20 protein-coding genes are annotated in these 23,626 nt (G+C 54.4%); 8 read left to right on the plus strand and 12 right to left on the minus strand.

Going from position 1 to position 23,626, the window contains the following annotated elements:
• Positions 1-391: 391 nt before the first annotated feature.
• Positions 392-1,021 (minus strand): hypothetical protein, encoded by a 630-nt coding sequence (locus NATTI_RS26250; RefSeq protein WP_152423974.1) that lies wholly within the window; start codon positions 1,019-1,021, stop codon positions 392-394.
• 26 nt (positions 1,022-1,047) lie between these two features.
• Positions 1,048-2,256, minus strand: coding sequence for an asparagine synthase-related protein (locus NATTI_RS25720; protein ID WP_081603677.1), 1,209 nt, complete (start codon positions 2,254-2,256; stop codon positions 1,048-1,050).
• 1,173 nt (positions 2,257-3,429) lie between these two features.
• Between NATTI_RS25720 and NATTI_RS27550 the strand changes: the two genes are divergently transcribed.
• Positions 3,430-3,990 carry a glycosyltransferase gene (locus NATTI_RS27550; RefSeq protein WP_394296419.1) on the plus strand — a complete coding sequence of 187 codons (561 nt, stop codon included), beginning with the start codon at positions 3,430-3,432 and terminating at the stop codon, positions 3,988-3,990.
• 475 nt (positions 3,991-4,465) lie between these two features.
• Entirely contained in the window at positions 4,466-5,191 is a 726-nt protein-coding gene (locus NATTI_RS27165) for a glycosyltransferase family 61 protein (protein WP_241434391.1), read from the plus strand.
• Here the strand turns inward: NATTI_RS27165 and NATTI_RS0121495 are convergent.
• Positions 5,188-6,927, minus strand: a complete 1,740-nt coding sequence (locus NATTI_RS0121495) for a hypothetical protein (protein ID WP_241434392.1) — start codon at positions 6,925-6,927, stop codon at positions 5,188-5,190. The genes NATTI_RS27165 and NATTI_RS0121495 overlap by 4 nt on opposite strands.
• Positions 6,928-7,050: 123 nt before the next feature.
• Here NATTI_RS0121495 and NATTI_RS0121500 point away from each other — a divergent pair, with 123 nt between their 5' ends.
• Both NATTI_RS0121500 and NATTI_RS0121505 read left to right on the plus strand, forming a co-directional pair.
• Positions 7,051-7,992 carry an ATP-grasp fold amidoligase family protein gene (locus NATTI_RS0121500; RefSeq protein WP_006091986.1) on the plus strand — a complete coding sequence of 314 codons (942 nt, stop codon included), beginning with the start codon at positions 7,051-7,053 and terminating at the stop codon, positions 7,990-7,992.
• Positions 7,989-8,678 carry a hypothetical protein gene (locus NATTI_RS0121505; RefSeq protein ID WP_241434393.1) on the plus strand — a complete coding sequence of 230 codons (690 nt, stop codon included), beginning with the start codon at positions 7,989-7,991 and terminating at the stop codon, positions 8,676-8,678. Before NATTI_RS0121500 ends, NATTI_RS0121505 begins: the two co-directional genes overlap by 4 nt.
• Here NATTI_RS0121505 and NATTI_RS0121510 read toward each other — a convergent pair.
• The 6 genes from NATTI_RS0121510 to NATTI_RS0121535 form a co-directional block, all read right to left on the minus strand.
• Positions 8,659-9,702 carry a glycosyltransferase family 4 protein gene (locus tag NATTI_RS0121510; RefSeq protein ID WP_006091988.1) on the minus strand — a complete coding sequence of 348 codons (1,044 nt, stop codon included), beginning with the start codon at positions 9,700-9,702 and terminating at the stop codon, positions 8,659-8,661. The genes NATTI_RS0121505 and NATTI_RS0121510 overlap by 20 nt on opposite strands.
• On the minus strand, positions 9,702-10,823 hold the full coding sequence (locus tag NATTI_RS0121515) for a glycosyltransferase family 4 protein (RefSeq protein WP_081603679.1): 1,122 nt from the start codon (positions 10,821-10,823) through the stop codon (positions 9,702-9,704). Before NATTI_RS0121515 ends, NATTI_RS0121510 begins: the two co-directional genes overlap by 1 nt.
• A gap of 70 nt (positions 10,824-10,893) precedes the next feature.
• Positions 10,894-12,105: a GNAT family N-acetyltransferase gene (locus NATTI_RS0121520; RefSeq protein WP_006091990.1), complete on the minus strand. Its 1,212-nt coding sequence runs from the start codon at positions 12,103-12,105 to the stop codon at positions 10,894-10,896.
• 134 nt (positions 12,106-12,239) lie between these two features.
• Positions 12,240-13,175 (minus strand): polysaccharide deacetylase family protein, encoded by a 936-nt coding sequence (locus NATTI_RS0121525; protein ID WP_006091991.1) that lies wholly within the window; start codon positions 13,173-13,175, stop codon positions 12,240-12,242.
• On the minus strand, positions 13,168-14,250 hold the full coding sequence (locus tag NATTI_RS0121530; RefSeq protein ID WP_006091992.1) for a glycosyltransferase family 2 protein: 1,083 nt from the start codon (positions 14,248-14,250) through the stop codon (positions 13,168-13,170). The genes NATTI_RS0121525 and NATTI_RS0121530 overlap by 8 nt, the downstream gene beginning before the upstream one ends.
• Entirely contained in the window at positions 14,250-15,569 is a 1,320-nt protein-coding gene (locus NATTI_RS0121535; protein ID WP_006091993.1) for a nucleotide sugar dehydrogenase, read from the minus strand. The genes NATTI_RS0121530 and NATTI_RS0121535 overlap by 1 nt, the downstream gene beginning before the upstream one ends.
• Positions 15,570-15,993: 424 nt before the next feature.
• Between NATTI_RS0121535 and NATTI_RS27435 the strand changes: the two genes are divergently transcribed.
• Together NATTI_RS27435 and NATTI_RS0121545 are read left to right on the plus strand one after the other, a co-directional pair.
• The gene (locus NATTI_RS27435) at positions 15,994-16,152 is read left to right on the plus strand and encodes an HVO_A0556 family zinc finger protein (RefSeq protein ID WP_338045779.1); all 159 of its coding nucleotides are present in this window, start codon (positions 15,994-15,996) and stop codon (positions 16,150-16,152) included.
• A gap of 722 nt (positions 16,153-16,874) precedes the next feature.
• The gene (locus NATTI_RS0121545; protein WP_006091994.1) at positions 16,875-17,861 is read left to right on the plus strand and encodes a GDP-mannose 4,6-dehydratase; all 987 of its coding nucleotides are present in this window, start codon (positions 16,875-16,877) and stop codon (positions 17,859-17,861) included.
• Positions 17,862-17,963: 102 nt separating this feature from the next.
• Here NATTI_RS0121545 and NATTI_RS27395 read toward each other — a convergent pair whose 3' ends face one another.
• The 3 genes from NATTI_RS27395 to NATTI_RS0121560 all read right to left on the minus strand — a co-directional run bounded on the left by NATTI_RS27395 (position 17,964) and on the right by NATTI_RS0121560 (position 21,561).
• Positions 17,964-18,098, minus strand: a complete 135-nt coding sequence (locus NATTI_RS27395) for a hypothetical protein (protein ID WP_019992131.1) — start codon at positions 18,096-18,098, stop codon at positions 17,964-17,966.
• Between the two features lie 62 nt (positions 18,099-18,160).
• Positions 18,161-19,225, minus strand: a complete 1,065-nt coding sequence (locus NATTI_RS0121555; RefSeq protein WP_006091995.1) for a DUF1616 domain-containing protein — start codon at positions 19,223-19,225, stop codon at positions 18,161-18,163.
• Between the two features lie 194 nt (positions 19,226-19,419).
• Positions 19,420-21,561 (minus strand): hypothetical protein, encoded by a 2,142-nt coding sequence (locus NATTI_RS0121560; RefSeq protein WP_152423975.1) that lies wholly within the window; start codon positions 21,559-21,561, stop codon positions 19,420-19,422.
• A 131-nt stretch (positions 21,562-21,692) separates the two neighbouring features.
• Between NATTI_RS0121560 and NATTI_RS0121565 the strand changes: the two genes are divergently transcribed.
• Positions 21,693-23,144: a DUF58 domain-containing protein gene (locus NATTI_RS0121565; RefSeq protein ID WP_006091997.1), complete on the plus strand. Its 1,452-nt coding sequence runs from the start codon at positions 21,693-21,695 to the stop codon at positions 23,142-23,144.
• Entirely contained in the window at positions 23,141-23,623 is a 483-nt protein-coding gene (locus tag NATTI_RS0121570; protein ID WP_006091998.1) for a hypothetical protein, read from the plus strand. The genes NATTI_RS0121565 and NATTI_RS0121570 overlap by 4 nt, the downstream gene beginning before the upstream one ends.
• Positions 23,624-23,626 lie beyond the last annotated feature (3 nt).

Consider the following 23,626-nt stretch of genomic DNA (forward strand, 5'->3'; position numbering starts at 1 on the left):
TGTTAGTTGGGGGAACTATCGCGATGAATGAGCCGTGAGAAAGAATAAATTGAACGTTTAACCCGATTTGTTCCAATTTGAATTGCTAAGCGCCTCCTCCGCGACTCAATCGAGATCAAGGCCGTCGTAAGTCTTGGTGTCGACGTTGAAGTAGTCCTCTACTGCATCACGTACCTAGTAATCTAAGTAAAGTTAGCACCCCTACAGGGGATAGATGCGGTAACATACTTGACTAAAGCTACGCTGTGAGATCAACAAGTGCTGTACAAGATTATGTGTGAAATTGTTCTGATGTGTATGACCCATACGATCAAGCGAACCGTCAACTGATCAATTCCACCGTAGTGTAGCGATTCAGCACGCCCATCTACATAGACTAATTATATCAGAGTCATTTGTCATCCAGCTCTAATGGAGATTCCAAAACTCCGATTAAGCCATACAGTTGCTTTGCACGGCTTTCTCCGTTGAGATGGGTTATATAACATTCTTTGGCCGCGTTGTAATCTAAGTATGGAGAAGAACGAATTTGATTTTCATTTTTTTCCATATATTTCTTAACAGATTTATGTTGGCGGATTAATGTACCATGGTTGGGCCATGATCCACCCCCACCTATTGAATCGTTGATCTCTTTTGATGATCTCTTACCCATTATTTTTTCCCACAACCCTGTGGCTCTACTAAAGTAGTGCTTTATATAATATGGATAATAAAGAGGAAGACCATGACCAGAGTGAGGAATTGAAGCAAGAGATGGATTAAGATCTGATAGGGTAGCTTCAACAACATTTCTCTTGTACCGATGTGAGGTTGGCATTCGGAGTGCAAGATCAATGATACGGTTGTCTAAAAACGGATATTTTGTTGGCCTCATCTGATTGAGGTTGTTATAGAAAATATGGGTCCTAGTGTTTGATATCGGGTATATCATCCCAAATTGAATGATTGATTCCCATGATGGAAAGGGCACTCCCTGAAAGATTATTGTTTTTCCTGTATCTTCGATATTCGAATCCAAAACATCGATTGCACTATGACACTTGTCTAAATAGGGGATGGGAATACTATATTCTCCAATTCCCCCTCTTTTATTATGGAAATGTATTCATCAGAATTCTCAACTTTTTTGGGCCGAGATAGTGGATATAGATGTCTACTAAGGTCTGACATGGGTTCCCTTTTGGGTACATAAGTATCTGATAATATCGCATCGCTATAATGTCCGGAAAATATATTTTCAGTTTGGTTTTGTAACTCGTCAGCAAATCCTATAGCATGGGCCTCGTGAAGAAATCCACTCAAAGAGTTAACTTCGTTTTGTTTATCAAATCCTCTAAAATAATACTCATCATCACGCTTAAGAAAACTGAACCTGGATCCGGCTGTTTGTGCAACCTTCTTGGCTGTTTGAGCTTCATTATTTCCTTCCAAATTTTCGTTCATATGGAAAGATGTAGTATCCTCTCCTAAGATTTCCAGAATAAGTCTCGAGTCAGCGCCACCACTTAATAACAAGCCTTGTTCACGATTTGGATCGGATCTTTCACGAACTGCATTAAGGAATGTGTGCTTGAATTCCTCTCTATATTCTGCAAACGAGGCTTTATTATTTGCTGGAACTGGCCACCAATATTGGCACTTATTGATAAGGTCACCATTTTTATCAAAAGTCAAAATTGAAGCTGGAGGTACCTTTTTAATCCCTTTTACCGGCGTATAGATACCATATACACTGGTGAACGTGAGAAATTCAGAAAGAAAATCTGGATTTGCTTTCAAATCTACCTCCGGGTGTGTAGCAAGCGATTGTAGGATCGAAGAAAAAACGACAGAACCGTCCGTGGCACGCGTATAATATAATGGGCGGGAACCTAACCTGTCTGTGAATATAGAAACAGTTTTGTGCTCATGATCGTAAATAATACCTGAAAATTCACTGTTTAACCCTGCAATAAAATTTGACCCATAGTTTTCGTAGAGAGTACCACAATATTCTGCATCAGTTAAATCATCTGGATTGCAAGTATATTTGCCTCTATATTCATGTCCAAGTATATCTCCCCAGCACCATATTGAGACGTTTTTTGTGGCTACTGGTTGATCATCAAATTCGGTCGAATGGTCTACATATCCAATTTCTAGATGGTCATTACAAAATATTGACTGCTGCTGACCATCAAAAGTATTGATTGAATTCGTAAGGTCATTGATAAAATCATATTGGGAATCTATGATCCCACAAATACCTGCCATTATTCCTTTTTAAGTGAGTCCAACTATATAAGCGTAAGGATGTCTAGGTCAGAAAATCGAATTGTGGAATGTGGCGAAGGTTTGACCCCGCAATCTAGATTTCCAGAATCTATGGTGGAAGAACCAGTAGTAAAAGAGGCTGGTTCAGTATTTGTGAAGGGGAACCGGGCTTCGACGAGCGACCGTTCGTCTCACGTTTCACAGCGTGACTTGCACAGTTCAAGTTCGTCAAGCGTCCAGTTGTAACAAAGTCACAATCTACAAGAACGATAGGTTCACCGCGACACCGCTTCAGCACTTCCTTTGCGAACAGCATCGCGTTGAGGTCTGATCGGTCGGGAGAGAGCTCATGTGGACAACTTCGAGCGTCTCCAAATCAGCTGCGGTCTAGATGTAAACTTCGGTCTCTCGCTCTTCAACTTGGTGGAGACAAATACGTACAGTTTTATGCGATACAACATAACCGTCTCTAATAAGATATCACAAAGTATGGAAATCGCATTTATTCATCCCAGTTCCCCGCAATCCAAAGGATCGGGAGCAACCCACTCCGCGACACAAATTGTTGAGGGGTTGTGTACTCGTGGCCATGACATCACGGTGTACTGCACCGACACCGAACCGGTTGGAACCAAATTTGAATACGATATCGAACAGTTAGATCTCTCAAACGGTCGGTTCTCGAACTTTCCTGAGCAACTCAATGCGGCAATAAATCAAAAACGTATGGAGTTCGGCCAGTATGACTTGGTTCACAGCTATTTGATGCGGTCAATCCCGTCAATGGGTAAAATTGGAGCTACTACCTCCGCATCCACGATGGTGACATTAAACGCATATGGTGGCATCTGCCCTCGTAATGATCTACTGTTTATGAACGATACTGACTGTGACCGTGCTGGAATCGGTCGCTGCGTTACCTGTACGGCTCATGAGAGTCTCACCCGGAGCAAGTACGAGGGAAAGGGTGTAATCGAAACTTCGGTGCGTGCTGCGTATCGCTTCCAGGACCGTATTCGTAACTACCGAAAAGTTCGGGAAGGACGACGCCGTGTCGATCATATCTCCCATTTTCACGCTCTCTCGAACCATGTAAAACAAAAATATCGATCGTTCGGCTTCCCTGAAGATCAGATGTCCGTAATTCCGAATATGGTCGATCAAACGTTCTGCATGGATCATCGTAGTGACTTCACGGAACCGTATAAGCTGTTATACGTCGGCGCATTACGCCACCGCAAAGGGGCCGACCAACTGGTTGAATTTCTTGAACAGTACAATACACAATTCGATCCTCCTGTAGAACTGACCGTCGTCGGTGCTGGTGTTGCGAAGACACACCTCAAGCGTGCGGCGGCTTCTCATGGTGTAGAAAATAATATTCGAATAGAAGGTCATGTCCCATACGAAAAACTCCCTGCTCTCTATGCGGAACATGACCTCTTCGTGTATTTAGGCCGCTGGGACGAACCATTCGGCCGGGTGTTTTTGGAGGCGTTATGCACGGGTACCCCAGTCTTCGCTACGAACGTTGGTGCTGTTGCTGAGATCGTCGGTGAAGCAGGATATGTGACCGACAAAACGGATATTCGAGAATTGGCTGAAGAATTGCGACTGGTTCTTAATTCGCAAACGCTCGGTCAGATGTCTGATCGGACAACGGAGAATTTATTTCCGTATGAACCGAATCAAGTGATTGATCAATTCGATTGTCTCTACCGAACGCTTGTATGATTAATCCAAAATAGATATTGCTCAAAAGATGATTCATAAGATACTGGGAAAACAAGGATTGCCAAAGGCGATTGCGAAGAAAGCCACGTCATACAAATATGACGGTCTCGTGATGAGTTCGTACGAACTTCAGGCCGCTGCCTCTCGCTCGTGGAAATTGGAGGAACGATCGACTGAGCTGAGCTACTCCTATACTTCAGATATTGCGCCTCACTCGGACGATCCGTCCGTCCATCGACGTCCCCAACCGGATTTCGTGTTCAGGCATCCATTCGTCGCTGAGCTACAGGACGCGGCAGTCGTTGGTCCGCGTGCGGCTGTCCTCACACGCGATAATAAGGTCATTGCGGACAGTTTGAAACGTCCAGCGAGGCATCACGAGATACACGCACACACCGCTGGGACGGTTCTTTCACGGTCGTACCTTCGCCACCGATTAAGCCGTCTAATAGGAACTGATGAGCGCACAGTCGAGGTGGCTGCGGTCCTCCATCGGAAAAGTTCAGTTCAGAATTTTTATCATTGGCTGATCGAACGTCTACTCACCCTCCGCGGTGTTTCACATTATCAGGAACAGACCGGGACCAGCGTAAGTCTCATTGTTACTCGAGATGCTCCTGGCTTCGTTTACGATTTTATTGACCACCTGGGATTCAGTGACAACGAAATCATACGTTGGGATGGAGGGCCGATCCGGGCAGATAAAATCGTCGTTCCCTCGTGGCCAGAACTCACTGCAAGCGGCTTAGAGTGGTTGCGCGAACGCATGGTAGCCTCGGTACCCGCTCAACAGAACTCAGTCGAATACGTCTACGTCTCTCGCCAACGAACTGCACAACGGAAGGTCACTAATTTCGACGAAATCGAACCTATTCTCTGGTCATACGATGTTGAGCCGATATTCTTGGGAGATATTTCTCTCGAGGAAGAAATAAACCTCCTGCGGTCTGCTGACGGAATTGTGGGGCCACACGGGGCGGGGCTTACTGGTATGATTTGGCCGGACCATACCAAAGTCCTCGAACTGTTCAATGGCGTTGTTATCCCTCCATTTTATTTGATGGCTGATCTCCTCGGCCATCAGTACGAATCAATTCTGGGGGAACCGGCGGAGATGGAGCGGTCACGGCGACACAGGAATACATATATCGCTCCTGAGGAGTTCGAGGAGCGGTTAGCCGGGTTTGTCAATGCCGATTAATCGTTCGTACTACCCTCATTGGAGCTAGTGAACAACATCGCTTGGTCGTTGTTGTATACGACATTGTAATCTGTGCGAAGCTCCGTCATGGGTTCCCAGGTTAATGAAAATCGATCAAAACGTCCATGATAAGTATCGATGTCCTCCCGCATCATCACTGATGAGTGTTCATCAGGTGTAATTTCAGCGTTGAACAACGCGCTATCTGGTCCCGTACCCAACGATGATATACAATTAGACTGGTGATCGATCCCGTTGAAATATCCTAGCTCTTGTTCTCCATAGACATCTCCAGAAGCAAACTCGCAAATCGTCGTTTGGGCGGTCGCCTCCGGGGCGTCAGCATAGTACCTGGGAGAATTAGCGTAATCTGGAGCTGCCGCCATCGCAAAGACCTGGCTGGCGATGAATAGGACAAAGACGAGGGCGACTCCAATCTGCAATATCTTGGCCCTGTCCAGAAGACTGGCTCTCCAGACTGCCAAGACCACGATAATTACTAACAGTGGCTCGGCCAGATGTAGCGTTCTCGTGGGATTCAATGCGCGGATAGAGATTACTCCAATAACCGTCAGGCCAGCACAGGCTGCAGTCGGGGCGAGTAGCGACAGAACACGCCCTCTGGTTTTTCGCTCTCGCATCGCGAAAAACAGGTACGCCCACGCCAAACCAGCAAGAAGGAGGATCCAGATACCATGCCCACGTTCGACGAAAAGCGAAAGTCCAGACGGGTACTGGTAGAAGTTGGCGATCATTCCGGGGAGTGCTTGTTCTGCAGCGGTTGCTTCGACCCCCGAGCCTGTGGACTGAAGATCCACACTGCCTCCCCCAAACTGACCTGTGAACCGAAGTATGCGACTGACGAGAGTTCGATACATCCCCTCCATGTAGATCATTTGGGTCCAGGCCAAGACAAATACGAATGTAAAGAGGGAGACCACTTGTTGAACCGGGGATAGTCCTGCTAGGTTATCCCAGGTTATTCGTTCTGTCAAGTAGAGTAACAGCATCACGAAGAGCACAAACGCGAAGATAGCCAGGGGAAGTTTGTGGCTGAAAGCCATCGCAGCGGAGAACGCGCCTATCAGGAAGAACATCCTGGCATTCGGATTCTGGACGTACTTCACCAGCACATATGCCGCCGCAATAAAGAAGAACGCTGCAAGGACCTGCTGTCTGGGCCAGTAGGCACGGCGAAGGCCCTCGGTCGTGACCAACGCCAAGATTACGGCCGCTCCGAGGATTCGATGGTCATCGATATCAAATACCTTCAGAATTGCAACAACGAATAGGGGATACAGAACCCCAATCAAAATCGCATACAAAAAGAGGCTGTAGTATCCATCAACGCCTCCAATGATGGAAAACATCCCGTGTAGGAGTCGATGGAATGGGGCACCTGAAGCACTTCCATAGTACCCACCGACGGCACCTAGTTCTCCAGCCGCAACGAACGTGTCGATGCGTTCGGGGTAACTATGTGATGATATCCCAACTGGTGTCGGCGAGTGGAAATTAAAGTATAGTCGATACGCGACCCCGAGAATGACCCCTCCAGACAGGATTCCGGATAGCGGTGAACCGTTCAGTGCGAGCAGGACCAGCAGAGACATTGAGACGAAGAAGACGGCGATTATCCACGGATAGAAGCGACCCGTAGAGTGGCCCGCGAGTACCATTCCACTGATCGCTAGAAACGCCACGATGAGTGGAATGCGGGGGTTGTTGGAAACCACGCTATACCAACTACTTGGTAATACGAGTTTTAATGTTGTCGGTCGGATTCGGGTGGAGGGGTCGGATTCAATTTGGGAAGTACTAAATTAGGACCTCCCCAATAACTCTGACAGGTTCATTTCATGGGGAAGGTTGAACGGCTACAAATCTGGTACGAGGACGAGAGAATCGTGGGGATTCTGAAAGCGGTTTGGGTCACGACAATCTATCTCACCCCCCTATTCTATGTGCTAGAGCGTCTCCTTGGTGAGGAGTTCCACGAGAAGCTGATACGGGCCCCACGCCTTGGCTACTGGCCGAACATCTCCTATCCGCAAAGCTTCAACGAAAAGCTCCTTCATCGGAAGCTGTACACCGACGACGAACGGTACGCGATGGTCGCCGACAAGTGGCGCGTTCGAGAGTACGTCAATGAAAAGGTCGGCGACGAAATCCTCAACGAGGTCTACCATGTGACCGACGATCCCAGGACCATCCCGTTCGACGAACTGCCCGAGAAGTTCGTGATCAAGGCCAACCACGGCTGCGGTTGGAATATCTTCGTCGAGGACAGAGAAGACGCGAATTTCGACGAGATTATTTCTCAGTGCGAGGAGTGGCTCGACAGCACGTACGGGGAACGGAGACGCGAGTACTGGTATCCGGAAATCGAACCGAAGATAATTGTCGAAAGCTTCATCGAGAGCGACACACAGGAGGTCCCACGGGACTACAAGTTCTTCGTATTCAACGGTCGCGTCGAGTACGTAGAAGTCGACTTCGACCGGTTCAACGACCACACGAGGCGGTTCTTCAACAGAGACTGGGAACCGCAGGGTTTCACCCTCGAATTCCCGCTCGGTCCGACCGCGGAGGAACCGAGCCAGTTGGACGAGATGATCAAGATCGCCGAAGCGCTGGGCGAGGACTTCGATGCCATCCGGGTCGACCTCTACCAGCCGACCGAGGACACAATACTCTTCGGCGAAATAACGGTCGCTCACGGGTCCGGTGGGGAGAAGTTTGTCCCCTTGGAATACGACTTTAAGTTCGGGTCATTCTGGAAGGACCCAAATCAAGGATGAAACCCGTTTACGATTCTTTGAAGTGGGTTCTGAGAGCCAACGCGTGGGTCCGCCATGGGAGGAAATACAGTTCGCCTGTCCGCCCGGATCGAATTGTGTGGATCAGCCCGGACGATATTGTCCACAAACCCGTTTCTCCGCCTCCTTCGAAGCGAATCCCACCGGCACTGATAGCAGATGGACACTGGGATCAGGACTTCACGGAAGTCGAAGACGACATCGTCTTCGAGGCATTCTACGATCGGTTCGTCAAGGACGTTGAGTGGGGGGAAACTGGCTACGTTGATTTCCTGATGACCGACGCTTCTGAACATGGGAATCTGTCAGCATCCGATGCACGAGCTAGGTGCGAAAGAATAGACGAGCTTTACGACTACATTCGAAAAGAAGGGTTCAAAACTCAGGCTCAGTTGCTTGATGAAGGGTCGTTGATAAGAGGTCTGAACGACTCCTTACGACCGCCAGAATATCGGGAGATTCCCGTCGATATCGCTCGAGGCGGGGAGTTTCTCTGGCACGGCGGGATGCACCGACTGGCGATAGCGAAGATTCTGGACGTCGACGAGATTCCAGTGCGCATCAATATCCGCCACGAACAGTGGCAAGAGATTAGAGAGAAGGCGTACTGCGGTGAAAGGCTTGACGCGTACAGTTACCACCCCGATATCAAATATCTTCTTGAATAGAGTGCTCGAAAGCTTCCACGAGTGCTGCTTGAGAGTAATGATCGTTGACACGCTCTGCTGCTGCACTCCCGAGTTCTGATCGTAATTCCGTATCTTCAGCTAGTTTTCGAAGATATCTAACGTACTCCTCTATATCCCCTTGCTCAACGAGATATCCAGTTTTCCCCTCTACGACGGACTCTGTGAGCCCTCCAACCCGGCTCGCGATCACTGGAAGACCACAGGCCATACCTTCGATTGCAGTAATACAGAGCCCTTCGTATCGAGAGGGTTGGAAATAGATATTGAAGGTTCCCCACAGTCGGAACAACTCCTCCTGCTCAACTCGACCGTGATAGACCACATTGGCTGGCTTTTGTGTCTTGAACTCGTCTGCGAGAGGACCATCCCCGATTACGTGGAACTCGTACTCAGGGAGGGCTTCCGCACATTTTATAAGTTCCGGATAACCTTTTTCTGGAACTAACCTCGCAACGGTTCCTATCCTGATTTGACTTCCCTGAGTGTGTTCGACTGGCGGATATTTTTCCATTTCAACCCCGGATAGGGGTAAAATTGAGAGTTTGCTCTCGCTTACGCCCCACTCTTTCATGTATTCGTATGCAGCATCGGAATCAACGAGAACACCATCAGAAATCCGGTATGAAAGTTTGTAGAGCAGTTTTTTCAGCCAGAACTGGTTCTCGCTGTTGTGCCTCCACGTGTATACGTTCGATGATCGACATAATCGGGTGAAGAACGGGCCGATAATCGCTGAGGGAGTGAGAGAAGAGACAAAGACATCTGACTCAGTTGTGGCTTTTCTGAACTCACGGATGCTTCTAATGCTTGGATTTCTGTTCAGTCCCAGTTCGATAATTTCGATGTGATTCGGGAGTTCATCGACTAAGTCCTCGTTCGAACCTTTGAGGGTGACAATTGTGATGTCGTACTCGTCTTCGTCTAATCCGGCAAGAAGTCGCACCATCCCAATCTCCGCCCCGCCATATCTGATGTGATTGATAAAATAGGTCAACTTTTTCATTATTGAATGACGGAATAGTACTCCTCGGTCGTTTCCCGCACGGTATCGTCCCACGAGTAGCTCTCGATAACCTTCTTCCGACCAGTCTTCCCGAACCCCTCGCGTCGCTCCTCGGAGCCGAGCAGGTCGTCAAGGCGCTCCGCCAGCGCCTCCGTCGACTCCGTCGGCACGGTGTAGCCCGCACCTTCGACGACTGGCCCGAGCTGCTCGAGGTCGGAGGTGATCACAGGCGTCTCGCAGGCCATCGCCTCGAGAACGGTCCGTGGGAGTCCCTCGTTGAGGCTTGGCAGGACGAACAGCTCGCTCTCGTTGTAGTGGCGTGGAAGTTCGTGGTTCGGAAGTTCCCCAGTGAACGAGACACAATCGCGAACGCCCAGTTCTGCGGCAATGGAGGGCAGTTTCTCGCGCATCGGCCCGTCACCAACGATTTTGATCGAGTAATCGGAGAACTCGTCGGCCAGCGTCGAGAAGGCTTCGAGGAGGAACTGCGCCCCCTTATTGTACTTCAGCCGGGCAACGAACAGGATCTGTTTCTTTCGATCGATCTCAGGATCGGGCGCGAACCGATCGGTGTCGATCCCGTTCGGGATGATTCGAACCTCCGTATTGACGTTCCAATTCCGTAGACGGTCGCGGTCGGTCTCCGTATAACAGAACACGCGGTCGGCCGTCCCCCACGTAAATCGGCCGACGGTCGGATTGAACGCATTGAGAAGCCACCGGGGGGCTGTGTCGGACCAGACACCGTGGTTCGTCATCACTACCGGAGTGTCCGAAAACCGCGCAATGGCCGCGGCAACGTTTGACATGAAATACAGATGTGAGTGGAGATGAACAATATCGTGCTTCGGGACCTCCTTGCGTAATGTTTGTACGATACCCGGTGTGATCGAATTTCCAACCGGTTCGATCATCTGTCGATGTCGAATCACCCGATACCCATCCCGATGTTCCCCCCGCGGAAGTTTCCGATCGCCGTTATCGGAGGTCAACACGGTTACGTCGTGCCCCATTTCTGCTTGGAGTTTCGACATACTACTCACGTGGAGACCAATCCCTCCAACGACTTCGGGATACGTACTCTGGACGACTCGCAAGATGCGGAGTGGAGATCGCGTCATTGTTTGAGCGTCACCTCGAGTGAATTTGCCAGATTATTATCAATCAACCGGTACCTGCGTGTTGTGCGTGTCATAGGGTATCGTACATGCCGAGGTGTGCCATTCGAATCGCTGGTGCTGCTCCGTTCGTAAACGTTTCCGGATCCCACATGTGGACCTGTCGTTCGACGGTGAGCCACCGGTCGTGCTCGATCGGCGCGGTTGCAACCAGTGTGTCGTACCCGCGCTGGAGGCCGACGCTTTCGATTGCATCAATCAACAGTGATTCGGATGACTCATCTGTAGCCTGAAACTCGAGTACGCGCCCTTCGATCGTCAGAGGCTCCGATTTTGGCCCCACAACTGCAAACCCGGTCAGCTGGTCATCTCGATATATGAGTACCGCATCAGCGTCCGGATAGCGTAATAAATGCTCAATATCGGCTGCATCTCGTCGGAACGAAGGTTGCTCTGAACGGCAAAGAGCGACAAGTTCGTCAACTGGTGCCTCATCGGAGTCGGTAAGTAATTCGACCCGATACGCAGTCCCCCGTTGATACTGGATTTCAGCTGTCGATGACCCGAATCTGACCGTATCACGTATCATGTCGACGACCGCCTCCTCGGGCTTCGGGGTAGATGCTATCTCAACGCACCTATCTAAGAGCCGCGCAGGTACCGGGATCGGTAAACCATACGCAAATCGGTTCCGTGTTGCTCCGCGTTCAGTCAGAGCAATGGAATCTCCGCTCGGTGTCCGGACGTTCACATACCGATCGATGGCCTCTAAACCCGCGTAGGTCGTGGAGTCGGACGAAACAACGTTGGTCGCGTACTGTGCGATGACGGTGGAATAATCGAGGATCCGAAGCCGCAATGGAAGCGTTCGGTATTCCCACCCACGGTCGAGGTTTGCGTTGTACGTGATGTTACCCACTCTATTGAACGTCGAAATCACACCGGCATCATTGTACTCCCCCGTAGTGACAGCATGCAACCGGGAGTACAGACCCTGGCCCTGATACGAAGGGTTGACTGCGGTATCCCCGAGGATATAAAGGGGAACCGTTCCATCAGGAGTTACAATGCGCTTCTCAAAGACACGACGGTATGCCGCGAGATCCCCATCACATTCGATATAGAAGCAATGGGCTTCGGGATCGAATTCTGGATACTCGTCGTATTTCCATTGGAGCAACTCGGTAGTACCCCAGCCGTCGTACGCCTGGTTAAGCAGCTCCAGCAACGCGTCTCGGTCGGGAACCCCGGTCTGGACCGTGGGACCACTCTTATTGGTTGTCATAGTAGACCTCCGACAGCATGGTTGATTCGTAACGATGGGGACAATCTGCCGCTACGTACTGTTCAAGAATGGTATTCGGGCTATCGAGATCTCGCCGATATTTTTCTGGAATCATCAGTTGCTAGTGAGACGTGTCAGCCATCGGTAGTCTCGCGGTCTTCCGGTATCTTCACTTGTTCGGTTTCGGTGTCGGCGTCAGTGCCAGGTTCGTCGACGCTAGTGTCCGGTTCCGTCTGCGTTTCGTCGGACTCGTCGTACGTCAACTTCGCGAAATCAATATGGTCGACGACGATATCTGACATTTGAGTGAATTCATACCCTCGGCCGCGAAGTTGCTCGACGAACCGCATGAACAGGTCCACGGACCGATCGAGATTGCGTTTCATGATGAACCGTTTCGGCTGATCGAGCCGGTCGTGGGATGCGGTTCGGTAGAAGTCCTGGAGATGTGTATTTACGACGAGAGGCGCCGGCAGCGCGGCCCGTTTGAGATAGCGGAGGTACGGCCGTCCAAGCAGCTTGAGGTAGCTTTGACAGGTCGGAATGCGCGTGCGGGTCGTGACGCCGATCGGCACCTCGAGCAACTCGTCCGTCTGGGCGGGCTGGTACGGCTCGATCGGTTGGCCGAGATTGTTGTAGACGCCGGGCCGATACGACGGAAAAACGCTCGAGTCGAACCGAAACCCTTCTTCCTCAAGGACCTCGAACTCGTAGGGCTCGATGTTTCCCTGTGGGGCGCGATACCCTTCGGGTTCGACGCCGAAGTGGTTCTCGAACGCTGCCTTCCCCTGCCGAATTTCCTCACGGAAGTCGTACGATTTTGAGGTATCGTGTTGGTAGGAGTGCAGATGGAACTCGCTCTGGAGTTCCGCATCCAACCGATTGATAACCTCTGGAAAACGTTCGATCGTCCGACCGACGGCGAAGACCGTCACCGGGACGTCTAGGTCCCGCATCACACCGATGTAGTCGTCAATGTACTCGAGCGTCAAGTGATCATAGCCGTCGGCGTCGAAATACCAGTCATTCTCGAGATCCAACGTTACGCAGGCAAGATCCCTCTCACTCACGGACCTGCACCTCTCGACTCTCGTTGGCCTGCATATCGAACAACATCGCGAACATCACGAACATGCACCCGACCGAGAAGAGGAGCAGGCTCGAAGAGGCCCGCATGAACAGCGGATCACCGAGCATGACCTTCGCGTAGAGCGACCACAGTCCACCAGCGGTACCCATTCCAGTCATTGCCGCACCAAACAAGTAGAACAATGCTAGCGGATGGAAGTCCAGTACGAGATACTTCACCTTCAGCCGCCAGAAGAAGTTCCGGAGCAACATCCCCGACACCTTCCGAATATACGTCGTGTAGTTGATCGAGGACTCCTCGTCGCCATACACCGCAGGAATCGCAACATCGGCCACCCGCATTCCCTTGGCATTCAGTTTGACCAGGAGATCGTTACAGTAGCCGTAGTACTCGTACATCCCCTCAATGCCCACGTTCGCCAATGCATAGTGAGAGATCGCTGTATACCCGTTCTGGGGATCCATCGTCTTCCAGTAGCCCGACGAAATCTTCGTTAAGAACGTTAGAATCGAGTTTCCGAAGAACCGGAACGGTGGCATATCCGATCGGAACTCCTTGTACAACAACCGATTCCCTTTCGCGTAGTCCGCTTCGTCCTCCACGATTGGATCTAGCAGCTTGGGCAGCTGGGACAGATCCATTTGACCATCGCCGTCGACGGTTGGGACGATATCAACTTCATCCTTAAGTGCCGCCAGATAGCCTGTCTTGATTGCCCCACCAGCACCCAGATTCTCTCGGTGCTGAATTGGCACGACACGTCCGATGGAATCATTGACGATCGCCCGCTGTTCCAGCATGGATCGGCCACCGTCAGTAACGAGTTCGGCTTCCTCGGTCGGTTCCGACCCGAGGACACCATCGTACTCGAGTTCGATCCCAGCCGCATCCGTGCGTGCAGCTGTGTGGATCTCTTCCCATGTACCATCAGTAGAACAATCATCGATCAGATACATCCGATCAACGTAGTCGGGCATCTCGCGGATGACATCGCCGACAAAGCCTTCCTCGTTGTACGCCGGGATGACAACCCCAACAGTGTGGTCCCGATACATCAGAGCCTCCGATAGGTAAAGTCGTTCAGTTGTCCTTGCTCTTCGAACGTTCCGTCAACGTCGACTAACACCGGATCGTCGGCCATTTCATAGGCCAAATCGCCGAATGGCAACCCGTGGAACTCACTATGAGGCGTGCCGATGACGAGTGCGTCGAACCCCTCGACAGAGAGTTCCTCCTGCACATCGATTCCAAACTCCTCACGCATGAGGTCGTCATCTGCATGCGGATCGAAGCCGACAACCTCGATACCGTACTCCTGAAGTTCGTCGATAACGCCGTCGATCGCAGACGTGCGAATATCATCGACGTTCGGTTTGTACGTCAATCCAGCGACGAGCACCCGGCTGTGCTGGAGCACGTTTTCGCTCTCGTTGAGGGCCTTGATGGTCATCTCAGCAACGTGGGTTGGAACGTACTCGTTGACCTCACGGGCCTTCTGGATCAGTTCGGGTGCGAAGCCCTGCTGTTCGCTCTCATAGATCAGATAGAACGGATCGACGGGAATGCAGTGACCGCCGACCAGTCCTGGACGATACTCATGAAAGTTCCACTTCGTACCTGCGGCCTCGAGCACAGCCTCCGTCTCGAGACCCAGATGATCACACGCCACGGCTAACTCATTGACCAGCGCAATGTTCAGGTCACGCTGCGTGTTCTCGACACACTTCGCCGCTTCGGCGGTCTCGATCGTCGGAGCGCGGTGTACCCCAGCATCGACGACCGTCTCGTACAATGCGGCGAGTTCGGTAAGTGTCTCGTCGGTCAACCCACTCACGATTTTGACGACATCTGCGAGACCGTGATCACTATCGCCGGGGACCATCCGTTCGGGCGAATATCCGACACCGAACTCCTCCCCAGCGTCGAGTCCAGAAGACTGCTCAATCGCGGGCACGAACACCTCACGGGTTGCGCCTGGATACACCGTCGACTCGAGGACGACCGTCGCCCCTGGTTGAAGGTGTGCACCGATCGTCTCCCCGGCCGCCTCAACCAATCCGAGATCAGGTTTCTCGAGATCATCGACGGGCGTTGGCACCGCCACGATTACGATTTCCGCCTCTGCCACCAGTCCCGGTTCTGTCGTAAATTCAATCTCGCTGGCAGCGATCGCATCGTTACCGACATCACCCGTCGGATCAACGCCTGCCTCCAGGGTCGCCACTTTTTCGGCGTCGATATCAACACCCCACACGTCGTGGCCCACGCTGTCGAACGCTTGGGCCAGTGGGAGGCCGACATACCCCAGCCCAACGACACAGAGCTGTGTCTGTGTACCATCGAGGGCAGACTCCGCGTACGTCTGGTCACGCATCGCTGTCGCTCCCGACAGTGTAGTTCTGTCTGTGATTCAGGTTCATCCCGTGTAACTGATTGTCACTCTGTTCAGAGTGTACTTCTATAAGTGTCTCAATCATTGCAGATTTGATATTGTCATTTTTTCCAGTAATCGTACGACGGCAGTATTTCGGCTTCCAATTTATCATTCGTACGCACCACCACCGTTCCCAATATTTCAGTTAAAGAGTACTATAGAGAGAACTGGTAAATATCTATTGGTTATGTAATTCACGGGTCAGTATTTTTTGATCATCGGCCGTTGTGTATTAGAATTAGGGAGATGGTGCGAGACGGAGCGAAGAACCTACTTGCTCTTTGCAAACGCGGTAGCTTCCATCTTGAGAACTAGTCACAAGACCGAAACCTTATCTGTCGGATATGAGATGTGGTAATCAGGAATGCAATACGGCAGGGTTCAGGAAATAGAGTTGCTCGAGCGATTGAAAGGGAATGACTGTCAGTTTTGTACAGACGGCTCGCTCGTGCCGGGAGAGTACAAGGGAAACAGCGCCGTACTCTGTCAGAGTTGTCAGACACCCGCCGTCCAACTCTGGTAGCGAGTTCGGTTGTCTCCTCGAACCGTATCCGAACGCACGATGGCTGCGAAGATTTCTGTCGGTCCGGTTTTGCCAATACAGTCAGTTCACGACTGTGCAGCACCGTGATCTCTGATTTGAGCAAGAGACTCGACGCACTGAGCTGGGCACCCGAATATGAAAGTGATGAGGGAGTCCGGATAGCCGCCCGCGAACTGTTTATCGGGCTCGAGGATACCCCACGCGTCGTCCCCAAAAAGTTACATCCCCAGTCGGTGATCACCGTTTCGTCCTGACCACCGATCGAACGCGCTGGGACCGGCTACTCATATACACCGAGATACCTCTTATACAACTCCCGTGACGCGATCAAAAAGCGTAACACTACTTAAATCAGACACAGCGACACCTGAAGGGGTATCTGTCAGACCACTCGAATAGGAAGGTGAATGGACACTCAATTTTTGCATGGGTTGCAGGTATCGTCCTCACCATCGTGCTCTTCGTTGGCAGTTTCCTCGCTACAGTAACAATCGCTGGCGTCGCAATTGAGAGCTTGAGGCGGAGCTAACAAACCCGCCAACATCAATCAGCGAGCAATCGTCTCGAGAAACTGCACAGTGATGACGCGACCGTTCTCCTAACTCGGCGGCCTGCAGCCAGTGCCAAACGATGTACGAGTGCCCCGTCGAAGAAGCTTCGAAAACACCTCGTTTATATCAGTGGCGTAACTGCATCCGGGCATGCAAATCCTCGTAACAGGTGGCGCCGGCTTCATCGGCGGCCATATCGCTGAAGGCCTCGCCAAGGGCGGACATGACGTTACAGTCATCGACAGCTACGTCCCCTACTACAATCTCGGTATCAAGGATCGCAACGTCGACGCCACCAAAGCAGCAGCCGCGGCAACCGACGGCAGCTACACCCTCGTCGAGGGCTCGATCACGAACGAAGACCTTCTCGACGAACTGGTCGCCGATACCGACGTCATCTACCACCAGGCCGCCCAGGCGGGCGTCCGCAAGAGCGTCGAAGAACCAGCCAAGGTCAACCGCTTCAACGTCGACGGTACGGTCAACGTCCTCGAGGCCGCCCGCAGCCACGATATCGACCGGGTCGTAGTCGCCTCCTCCTCCTCAGTGTATGGCAAACCGGAGTACCTGCCATACGATGAGGCCCACCCGACCACCCCCGTCTCACCCTACGGCGTCTCCAAACTCGCCACCGAACAGTACACCCGCGTCTACAACGAGGTCTATGGGCTTCCCACGGTTGCCCTCCGCTATTTCACCGTCTACGGCCCCCGGATGCGCCCCAATATGGCGATGACAAACTTCGTCTCGCGCTGTCTGCACGGCGAATCACCGGTCATCTACGGCGACGGCACACAGACACGGGATTTCACCTACGTTGGCGATATCAAACGCATCAACGAACAGCTCCTCGAGGACGACCGCGCGGACGGCGAAATCCTGAACATCGGGTCGACAGACAACATCGATATCACGACGCTCGCCGAAGTCATCCGGGACGAAATTAATCCATCCCTCGAGCTCGAGTACGGCGAGCCTCGAGAGGGCGATGCCGAACACACCCATGCGGACATTTCGAAGGCTGCCGAGATTCTGGACTACGAACCGACAACCGATATCCGCGACGGGGTCCAGCAGTTCATCGATTGGTACCGAGAGAATCAGGAGTGGTATGACCCGCTCGTCCGGAACTCATAGACACTCTGCTGCCCGGCATCGAGACAGAGCGTACCGGCTACGGTTGTGCCGCCCACGTCCTCGTGGATACGTCACACGCAACGAACGCGATATTGTGAGCCATCACTTGTCCCCAGCTGGGATATCCGAGCCACAGACGGTACAGATATCGAGCTGCCAGGGAACGGTTCGCTTGATCGGCGTCTCTGTCGCACACTGCTGACAGAACGCCGATCCCCGGCCGCGTTCCTCACCCATATATCTCCTGTTGCTATTGCTAATTATGAATGTAACGCACAAGAACTGTTGTGCGCACTCAGTCATGCTTCGTCGACGTCGATCCAGAGTTGGGCGGCATACGGCGCTGACTCCATTGCGGGTTCGTCAGGCACGTCATCCGGATAGAGCAGCCAGACCAGGCGGACGTCCTCGCCAGTCATTGTGGGGGCCACATCGTGGGGGTGATGCCACGTCTCATCGTGGTCGAGTTGTGTCTCGAAACGCTCGAGTTCGCGTTGGTCTTCGACGACCGTTTCGTTGCCCGCCTCGACAACCGATTGTTCGAGGACGACGACGGTGTAGTCGACAGTGCGGTGTTCGTGATTGTCGACGCCGACGATGATTTCCTGGGGCTCACCCTGAATGAACTCTTCGGGGTAGTTATCCATGACGAGTTCGCCGTCATCGTCTTCTCCGAGGAGGTAGACCGCAGAGAACCGCTCATGGTCGGGCGGGACGACGACCGCGTAACTGACTGTCCCAACTGCCAACACGACTGACGCAACTAGAAGCACGGTCAGTGCAGTGTCGGCGCGACTATCGGTCGAAAGCAGTGCCTCGCGGCTGGTGACGTACCATTCGCGATAGGGCACGTGGAACCGCTCGTCCGGCGGGAGTTCCCACCGGCGGACGGCAGCGACGGCGACAGCCACGATGGTAACGGCGCTACCGGCGACCATGATCGGCACCAGCCGAATGCCCCACGGCGTGAAGTTCAAGATGAGTCCGAGCAGCGGCGTGATGGCGATACTGAGCCCGATCGCGAGCGCCGCGCGTTCGATCCCATCGATTCCCTCCGAGAAACGATTCGAGAAGCCCCCGTTCTCGGCGGCCGGTGGTTCAGCATCGAGGCTTGAGTCGGTTGACTCGCGTGCTGTGACCGATGACGAGCCGTCTTCGGGGAATAGCGCTGCGATGACGGCATAGCCGGGCACAAATATGACGAACACCAGTCCCAGCGGGATTCGCAGTGGCGTCTCCCGGACAACGGGTGCGAACACGGCGATGTTCGTCAGCGCGACCAAGATGAGGATGGCAGCGAGATCGGCCGGTAGGCGGCGTACTGGTCGCGGGAGCATCGCCACCAGTGTTCGCGACGCATCCATTCGGCCGTACGTAGCAACGACGGTGATAAAAACAAACCGGTTACTCGATCCACCGATCACATCTAAACCGTTGCTCGAGTCCCAGCGAATGACGGGTTCAATGTACGTCTGGATCGCGACGGACCCGCACGACTGTGACCCACTACAGTCGAACCCGAAGCAGGCAAAATTCCCCCGATAAAAGGAGATGGACACTAATCATCGGCTGCCGTAAACTGGTCCGTATCCGTTGAGGAATCTGCGGGTCCACAGAGTTCGCGGGCGCGCTCAAGGATCGGCTCGGCCGTCTCGTCAGCGACACCGTCGCGACCGAAGGCGGCCCGTTCATACCCCTCGGTCACCGCCTGAAGGGACTCAGTTCGGTCGGCAGCCGTGTCACAGTACGCGCGATAAAACTCCCAATGGGTGAGCGTACCCGTCGCCTCGAGGTGGACGGCGAGTGAGGCGCGAACCGCGTGGTAACTAGTCTGAACGGCGGTGTCAGGGTCGCCGGCAGCGAGGCGGTCGGCCGCGTGCGCCAGCAGCGGTTGAGCGACCGCTGGATCCGGTTCCGGCGCCGCCGGTGATCTTGGCGTCTGCGCAGCGGTCTCGACCGCTGCTTCATCCGGCCCCCTCCGGTCACCGGCCACCGACGGTGCATCCGTCGTGCTGGGTCCACGGACGCGCCACCAGTAGCCGGCGGCGCCACTCCCAGCAAGAACGACAACAGCCACGACGGCCCACGCCCACGTTGGTAGGCCACCCGCACCGCCAGGGGGTGCAACCGTCGCAGCAATCGCCGTCTCTGCCAGGTTCGTCTCCACGTCGTCGTGGACCGCTATGAGTTCAACGTCTTCGTCGGCCGCGTCCGCGGGCAGCGAGATTGTCCCCTCAAACGTACCCGTCTCGTCAGTCGACAGCGTCTCAAGATGAGTGCCGTCGGCCTCGATTCCGACCGCCACATCCGCGACGCCGTCGTCATCGACCATCACCGTCCCCTCGAGCGCTACCGTCTCGTCGTCGACCCGCGCCGCCTCGAACGCAAGTTCAGGTTCAGTCTCCGTGATAGTGACCGTCGTCGTCGCAGAAGTGGGTGTAAGTGCTCGATCAGTGACCGCTGGCTCGACGGTCAACGCTTGCTCGCCGGCGGGAACAGTGGCAGGTACGGTGACGTTTGCGGCGGAAGAGGTGTTGGCAGTACCAATCAGCGAGTCGTACTCTGCGTCCGGATCCGACGGGAGGGTACCCACGTCAGTACCATCGATCGTGACGGCCATAGGGACGGCCGCATCGACCGGCTCTCCGTCGACCGAGAGGGTGGTCTCAAGACTCAGTTCGTCGCCGTAGGCCAGTGGGTCGGGTTCGACGCTCGACATCGACAGAGCCGGTTCGACCGGCTCGATCTCAGTTGGAACAGTCGTCTCGGCACCGAGCTGGCCCGCTTTTGGATCGGGTAGATACGCAACGGTCAGCGTGTCCGTGTCGGCTGGCACGGAAATCGGTCGATACTCGAACTCGAACGCACCCGTCTCGTCCGTCTCGGTCTGAATTTCCTGGTTGCCAACTGCCAGACGAATATCCTCATTGGCAATCGGTTCGCCGGCAGCAGTCTGCACCTCGCCGGTGCCGACCAGTGGATCGGTGTACGAAATCGACGACTGCGACGCATCGACCGTCAGCTCGGTCGCCGCGAACTCCCGTTCACGAATGTCATGTTGGGTAGTTTGGACGCTTTCGTTCATCGCTTCAACCGAGGCCGCCGCCGCACTCAAGTCAGCGTCGGACCCTGCGCTGATCGCGTCATAGGCCTCAAGCAGTTGGTCACTGGCGGTCGCGATCTCGATCGCAAGCGCCTCGAGATCACGGGCACGATCGTAAGCGCGCTCGTCATCGCCTGCCTCGCGGGCCGCGTCGTACTCTGCTTTCGTCTCGTTGTATTCGGCAACGGTCGCCAGCAATTCGTCGTGTTCTCGTTGGGCGTCCGTGGAGGCACTCGAATCGGACTCATCCCCAACGGCGACCTCGAGATATTGGGTGAGGCGTTCGCGGTACTCCGCATCAACGTAACCGGACAGCGCCGTCTCGCCATCACCGAGATCGCTCGCACTATCTTCGAGACGATCAGCAAGCCAACGTTCGACTGTTTCCCCGTCGCCGTCACCGTCGTACTCGTCAGGATTGCGGTGGCGGACAGGTTCCTCATCGTCCTCGTCATCCTGCAGCGCAAAGGCACCAACTGTCGCGGCGCCCTCGCCAGGTCCGGCTTCAGGCGCTGCAACAACCCCACCCATTGCGGCCACTGGCAAGCAGAGTAACAGTGTTGCGAGGACGATCGTCCGACCGACGGGGAGGGTCACGATAAGCGACTTTGCATCAGACAGTAAAAAACTGTTCTCTTGATGGACGATCAGCGACTGTTGCTCGTTCACCATATCGTCGGGCACACCAAATCAGTAGTTTCAACACACCGCCCCGGCATCGATCCCGTATGCGACCCACACGCCGACTCTGGGCAGCGCTTGCGCTCGCGGGCCTGCTCTCGGTGCTGGCGGTTCTCATCGCCAGACCCGTGTTGCTCGCGGGGGCCAGCCTGATCGGAGCGTGGGTCGTCACCCAACAGTATCGCTTTCTCCGGGCCCTTGAGGATACCACAGACGGCCTTCAAGTCAGTCAGACCGCCGCCGCCACCGGCGCCCGTACCGGTGAGACGACACCGGTGACGCTTGTGGCGACCCACGAACCGGCGACCCCGCTCACCCTCGAGATCGACGCCGGCCTGCCACCCGCCGCTACTGCCGACACGCCGCTGTCACTCGTACTCGAGGCGGGCGACGCGGGCGCCGAACGAACGGTCGCTGTCGACTGGCCGGTCACTGGCGAACACCGCTTCGACGAGCCAACGATCACGGCCGGCGATGATTACTTTCGTGAAACGCTTGCAGTCGGCTCAGCCCCGACGGTCACCGTCGAGCCCCGCGGGCCCAGAGCCATCCACGTCGGCGAGGGCGGCGATCGCATCGCAACGGCCTACGGCGACCGCGAAGGTGGGCGGATGGGCTTCGGCCTCGAGCCTGCGGAACTACGCGAGTACGTCCCCGGCGACACGGCCGACCGAATCGACTGGAAGGCCACCGCACGACTGGGGACGCCGTACGTCCGCGAATATGAGGCTGAGACCAACCGTCGGACGCTGTTGGTCGTCGACCACCGCGCGACACTCGCGACCGGACATGATGACGAGACGAAACTCGACTACCTCCGCGATATTGCGCTCGCACTGACGGCGAGCGTCCGCCGTCTTGGCGATCCCATCGGGCTGGTCACCGTCGACGACGCCGGCGTCTCGTTTCGCCTTGAGCCAGCAAGGACCCCGGCAACCTACGATCGGATCCGTCGACGACTGCTCGACCTCGAGGTGACCCCTGCGACGACAGCTGACAGCCGATCAACCACATCACTTCGCCTTGGCACCCGTCCAACGGCTGCTTCCGTCCGACAGAAACTCGGAGCGCTCGACGACGCCGATGGAGCGTTCTCAGCGAGACTCCAGCCGTTTTATGCCACCCGCGAGGGCTATCGCGAGCGCATCGATGCAGAGCCCCTTTATGCCGCTGTTCGAACCAGCCAGCGCCGCGGACACGCCGCCGGCTGGACGGTCATCGTCACTGACGATTCGCGACCGACCGAACTGCGCGAGACGGTCAAGCTTGCGCGCACCACCGGTGATGCCGTTCTGGTATTGCTCGCACCGACAGTCCTCTACGAACCGGGCGGCCTCGCCGATGTCGAACGTGCCTACGAACGCTACCTCGAGTTCGAACGGCTGCGCCGCGACCTCGCCAGGCTGACGGGCGTGACTGCGCTCGAAGTCGGCCCGCAAGACCGTCTCTCGACGGTACTCTCGGCGGGCCGAACACGAAGGCGAGGGGAGGCAGCATGAGCGCAACGGCCGACCTGGACGGCAACCAGTGGGTGATGGTAAGTACGCTCGTCGCCCTCACTGTGCTCTGGACGATCGTACTCGGCCCACTTGGACTCGCCGTAGGCCTCACGACAGCGGTGACTTGGTATGGGCTCGGGACGCCGTACGCGATCGCAGCCGGCCAGGTCATTCTGGTGGCAGGAACCGAGAGCCTCGCCCTCGAGACCATCCTGATCGTTGGACTCGGCTTCCTCGCCGTGGTGCTCGTCCCAATCGTCACCACCTCCACTCTCAGGGTCGTTGCCGTCACGCTCGCTAGTTTCGCCAGCTTCATCGGCCTAGCCTGGCTCGTGGCCCGTACCCAGCCGCTCTGGGTCGCTGCGGCCAGTGTCGCCCTTGCAATCACGCTCACGACATATGCGTGTCATCGCTACGAACGCGTCCGCCTCGGGCTCGTCCCGGAGGCGGCAACCGAGACGACCTCGATAGACCAATGAAGA

It is taken from the genome of Natronorubrum tibetense GA33 (genome assembly GCF_000383975.1).
GTDB lineage: Archaea > Halobacteriota > Halobacteria > Halobacteriales > Natrialbaceae > Natronorubrum > Natronorubrum tibetense.